Raw genomic sequence first — 5083 nt, forward strand, 5'->3', positions numbered from 1 at the left:
TCACCGGCCGGTGCCACCCGCACGACCAGCCCGGCCCCTCCCATGGACAACTCGGCCAGCTCCGAGGTGACCCGTCGAGCCAGGTCCTCCCCCGCGGCCCTGCGGACCGCGGTGAGCTCCGCACCGCGCTGCTCCAGGTCGGCCGCGAGCCTCGCCACCGTGGCCTCGAGCTGGGCCACCGCGCTGTCAGAAGTGTCCACCTCCGCCAGGCGGAGCCGCGCCTTCGCGGCCCACTCGATCACGTCGTCGACGTCGGTCCCGTACTTGCGCGTGAGCGCCCGGAGTTCCTGCCGCCTCTCGAGAGCCGAGTCGAGATCCGCGGCGTCGACCGGGAGCTCGGCCAGGTAGAGGCCGAGCTCGGTCGCGGCGTCCCCGAGCGCGGCGACGGCCTGGTCGATGCTCGTGGCGATGGTCTCCAGTGCGGGATCCCCCGCTCCCGCGAGCCGTTGCCGCAGGTGGTCGAGGAGGCTGACGACGGGCTCGGTTGCCTCGGCCTCGCCGGTCAGCACCTCGTGAGCCTGGCCCGCCACCTCGCGCAACTCTTCCGAATCCGTCAGTCGACGGATCACGGCGTCGAGCTCGGCCTCCTCCCCCGGCCGGGGATCCAGCGCGTCGATCTCGTCGAGCCCGTGGCGCAGGAGGTCGGCCTCCCGCGCCAGCTCACGGGCGCGGCCGGTGCGTTCGGCGAGGGATCTCTCCGCCTCGCGCCACCGATGGAAGGCCGCCCGGTAGTCGCTCAGCGCCCGCCGTGCCGGTTCGCCGCCGTGGGAATCGACGGCCTCCCGTTGCCTGTCCGGACGCAGGAGCCGGAGCTGGTCGTTCTGGCCGTGGACCGCGAGCACCGGAGCGCAGAACCGGGCCAACGTCCCCGCCGGGACCGAACGACCCCCGAGCCGGGCCCGGGAGCGTCCGTCGGCGCCGACCCGGCGGGCCGCGATCACCGTCCCGTCCTCGTCGACCTCCGCGTCCGCCTCCTCGAGGAGACTGTCGAGCTCGCGTCGGTCCTCGGGGTGCATCGTCTCGGCGGCGGCCAGGTCGAACCGCCCCTCCACCACGGCCTTGTCCGCTCCGCGACGAACCCGCCCCGGATCGGCGCGCCCCCCGGCCAAGAGCCTGAGACCGGTGACCACCATGGTCTTTCCGGCGCCGGTCTCACCGGTCAGGACGGACAGGCCCGGGGCGAAATCGGCCACGGCCTCGTCGATGACGCCGAGTCCGCTGATCCGAAGTTCCGTGAGCACGCACCCACCCTAGGCGAGGGGGCGCGCGGTGGACCGGCCACGCCACCCGGTGACCGGGAGTTCGAACTTCGTCACCAGCCGGTCCGTGAACGGCGAGTCGTCCAATCTCACCCACTTGACCGGTCTGTGGCCACGCACCACCTCCACCCGACTACCGGCGGGGGCGTCGATCGTTCGTCGCCCGTCCAGCACGACCACCGCCGGTCCGGACCGGGTCCCGGTCTCCACGGCGACCCGCGAGCTGGGCGCCACGACCATGGGCCGGGCGAACAGGGCGTGGGCGTTGTTCGGGACCACCAGGATCGCGTCGAGCTCCGGCCAGAGGATCGGTCCCCCCGCCGAGAACGCGTACGCCGTCGATCCGGTGGGCGTCGAGACGAGCATGCCGTCGCACCCGAAGTCGCTCACCGGTCGCCCGTCGATCTCGACCGACGCCTCGAGGACGCCCTGCCGCGAGACCTTCTCGATACTCACCTCGTTGAGTGCCCAGTCACGGCCGAGCACGGTGTCCCCGTGGATCACAGTGGCCTCGACCGTCATGCGCTCGACCACCCGGTAGTCGTGGTCCGCGATCTGTTCGACGACGCCGTGGAGAGAGGAGATCTCCGATTCGGCGAGGAAGCCGACATGCCCGAGATTCACTCCCAGCACCGGCACGTCGGCCGCGGTCGCGTACTGGCATGCCCGCAGGAACGTCCCGTCCCCACCCAGGACCAGGACGAGTTCGCAGCCGTCAGCGGCGTGCGGGGTATCCGCTACCGACTCCACACCGGTCCCGGTGGCCACGTTCTCGCTGGTGTCCGCGAGCATCCGCACCGCGATCCCGCGGTGCGCGCAGGCGTCGACGACCTGGGCGACGATCGCGACGATGTCCGGCCGCTCGATGTTGGCCTCGAGCAGGATGCGGCGGGGCGCCCCCACCTCTGGGCTCTGCGTCATCTCGGTCCCTCCTCCACCGCGCTGCGAATAGCGTCCTGCGCCCGGTCCGTCAGTGCCACCGGCGACCCCGGTTCGGTCTTGCGGAGGTGAAGAAAGTACTCGACGTTCCCGGACGGGCCCGGGAGCGGGCTCGCCACACACCCGAGAGCCTCCAGCCCGAGCGCCGCGGCGGCCCGCGCGACACCGGTGACCGCGTCGATCCGGAGCCCGGGGTCACGGACGACGCCCCCCTGACCGACCCGCTCGCGTCCCACCTCGAACTGCGGCTTGACCATCGGTAGCAGCGCCCCGCCGGTGCGGACACACGCGGACAGAGCGGGAAGGACGAGGGGCAGGGAGATGAACGACAGGTCGGACACCACCACGTCGACCTCGCCGCCGATGTCCTCGGGGGTGAGGGACCGCACGTTGGTCTTGTCGTGGACGCCCACGCGATCGTCGCTGCGCAGGCGCCACACGAGTTGTCCGTAGCCCACGTCCACGGCTTCGACGCGGTCGGCCCCCCGCGAGAGCAGGACGTCGGTGAACCCTCCCGTGGAGGCGCCGGCGTCGAGGCAGCGCGTACCGGCGACGTCCACCCCGAAGGCGTCCAGGGCACCGATGAGCTTGTGGGCCCCCCGCGAGGCCCAGTCCGGTTCCCCGGACGCGGCGACCGCGATGGACGTCGTCGGTTCCACCTGCGTGGCGGGCTTACTCGCGGCGACCCCGTTGACGATCACACGACCGGCACCGATGAGGTCCCGCGCGCGCTCCCGACTGTCACACATCTTGCGACGGACCAACTCGGCGTCCAGGCGCCTACGGGCGACCGCCATCAGCGGGCCGAGTCCAGGGAGGACAGGGCGCGGGCGAGCAGATCATGGGCCGAATCCAAGGCGGCGACCTGCTCGTCGCGAACTCCCCCGACCTCGTCGCGGGGTTCGGCGGAGTCGGAGAGCAGATCGTCGAAGGCCGAGCGGAGCTCGTCGATGTCCGGGCCCGCGGGCCCTGGCAGTGGTGTCGGTCCGGGAGTGCTCACACGGTCCACGCTAGCCCACGAGCAGTCCCGCATCGGCGAACCGTGACCGGGCACCGTCGCCGGGATCCGCCAGGGCGCTCACACCGTGCCTCCACGCCTGCCGGAGGACCCCGCGCGCCAGGTCGACGCCGTCGAGTGTCGCGGGGAGCCCGTCGAGGTGGAGGACACCGTTCTCCACCCTCGCGTCGAGCCAGGGGGCCGAGTCGATGTGACTAGACTCCGGCGGCGCGGCGAGCGCGGACAGGTCAGGGGCGAGGTGGGTGGCGCGACGGTGCGCGTCCGCGACCAGCAGATCGGCGGTCCCGTGGACGCCCGTCAGAACCAGCAGTGCGGGCATCCCGGCCGCGAGCGCCCCCTCGATATCGGTGTCCAGACGGTCCCCGATGACGAGCGGACGGCGGGAGCCGACGAGGTCCGCGGCCGCCCTGAGCACTCCCGCCGCCGGTTTCCCCGCCACGACGGGGTCTCTGTCCGTCGCGGCGCGAAGTGCAGCGACCAGCGAACCGTTCCCGGGGAGCAGACCGCGCTCGGTGGGCAGGGTGGTGTCGGTGTTGGAGGCGACCCACGGCACCCCGCGCCGGATCGCGAGACATCCTTCGGCAAGGTCACCCCAGGTCAGTTCGCGGGACAGGCCCTGGAGGACCGCCTCGGGTCCGTCGTCGGCCGAATAGACGACCTCGTAGCCGGCCTGTCTGGCGAGCTCCCGGAAACTCTCGTGACCCACCACGAGAACTCTCGCCCCCGCGTCGACGTGATCACCCAGCATCATCACCGCCGCCTGGGCGCTGGTCATGACGTCGGACGCGCGGGCCGGAAATCCCAGATCCCGGAGGTGTTCGGCCGTCTGGCCGGGGGAACGGCTCGCATTGTTGGTCACGTAGACCACCGGAAGCCCCGACCGGTCCAGCGCCTCGGCGGCGCCCGGAATGGGCTCGGTACCGCGGATGAGCGTCCCGTCGAGATCCACGAGAAGTGCGTCGTGCAGATCGGACAGAGCCGCCACAGTCTCCGACGCGGCAGACTCTGACCCCGCCGACGGCGGTACTGCTGACGTCGGGCCTGGTGACACCGAGTTAACCCCCGAGCTCGGCCAGACGCGACTCCGCGTCCGTGTGATGATCCGGGTCGGCGGACACGGCGTGGGCGAACCAGGCGGCCGCCTCGTCCTTGCGGCCGGACGCCAACAACACCTCCGCGTAGGCGTAGTCCAATCGCGCCGCCTCCTCGCCGACAGCATCCGGGTCCGCTCCCGCATCCTGGAGAGTCACGAGGGCGGCGTCGAGCTGGCCCATGTCCACTCGCGCGCCGGCTTCGACGATGCGCAGCTCCACGAGGTCCTCGCCGGTGACCTGACGGGACTCGTCACCCCGGGCGAGTTCGATGGCCTTCTCCGGACGTCCGAGGCCCCGCTCGCAGTCCGCCATCATCGCCAGCAGTCCGGGTCCTCCCGAGATGCGTCGAGCCGCACGGAGCTCACCCAGCGCTTCCGACCACTCTCGCGCGCGGTACGCGAGAACGCCGACGGTCTCCCGGACCACACCTATCCGGCCGGCTCGGTTCTTCGCGGCACGTCCGTGGGCCAGAGCGAGCTCGGGGTCGTCGTCGACGAAATACATCGCCGCCACCAGATGCCGCGCGACGACTTCGGCATTGGCCTTGTCCAGACCCCGCAGGTCCCGTCGGATCTCCGTGTCGAGGTCCGCGGCCTCGATGTCTTCGGGGAGAGTCGGCTCGTCAACGCGTGCGGCCTGCCGGGCGTCCTGACCCGGACGGCCAGCCGTGCGCCGCTCGACGCCCTGCCGCCCTCCGTCACGGGAGTCACCCCGGGAGGAACCCCCTCGGCGATCGACTGCCGCGGATCCTCGGCCCTGTCCCGCCCCCGATG

6 protein-coding genes are annotated in these 5083 nt (G+C 71.9%); all 6 read right to left on the reverse strand.

Going from position 1 to position 5083, the window contains the following annotated elements:
* A partial coding sequence (locus IY392_RS11765) for an AAA family ATPase (protein WP_194861325.1) occupies positions 1 to 1241 on the reverse strand: 1241 nt, incomplete at its 3' end.
* Between the two features lie 9 nt (positions 1242 to 1250).
* Complete coding sequence (locus IY392_RS11770) at positions 1251 to 2180, reverse strand: NAD kinase (protein WP_107756355.1); 930 nt, start codon at positions 2178 to 2180, stop codon at positions 1251 to 1253.
* Entirely contained in the window at positions 2177 to 2995 is an 819-nt protein-coding gene (locus IY392_RS11775) for a TlyA family RNA methyltransferase (protein ID WP_107756354.1), read from the reverse strand. Before IY392_RS11775 ends, IY392_RS11770 begins: the two co-directional genes overlap by 4 nt.
* On the reverse strand, positions 2995 to 3198 hold the full coding sequence (locus IY392_RS11780) for a hypothetical protein (protein WP_231750544.1): 204 nt from the start codon (positions 3196 to 3198) through the stop codon (positions 2995 to 2997). The genes IY392_RS11775 and IY392_RS11780 overlap by 1 nt, the downstream gene beginning before the upstream one ends.
* Positions 3199 to 3208: 10 nt before the next feature.
* On the reverse strand, positions 3209 to 4201 hold the full coding sequence (locus IY392_RS11785; protein ID WP_231750543.1) for an HAD-IIA family hydrolase: 993 nt from the start codon (positions 4199 to 4201) through the stop codon (positions 3209 to 3211).
* A 70-nt stretch (positions 4202 to 4271) separates the two neighbouring features.
* A partial coding sequence (locus IY392_RS11790; RefSeq protein ID WP_194861327.1) for a tetratricopeptide repeat protein occupies positions 4272 to 5083 on the reverse strand: 812 nt, incomplete at its 5' end.

The sequence above is a fragment of the Dietzia sp. SYD-A1 genome, from assembly GCF_015356725.1.
GTDB lineage: Bacteria > Actinomycetota > Actinomycetes > Mycobacteriales > Mycobacteriaceae > Dietzia.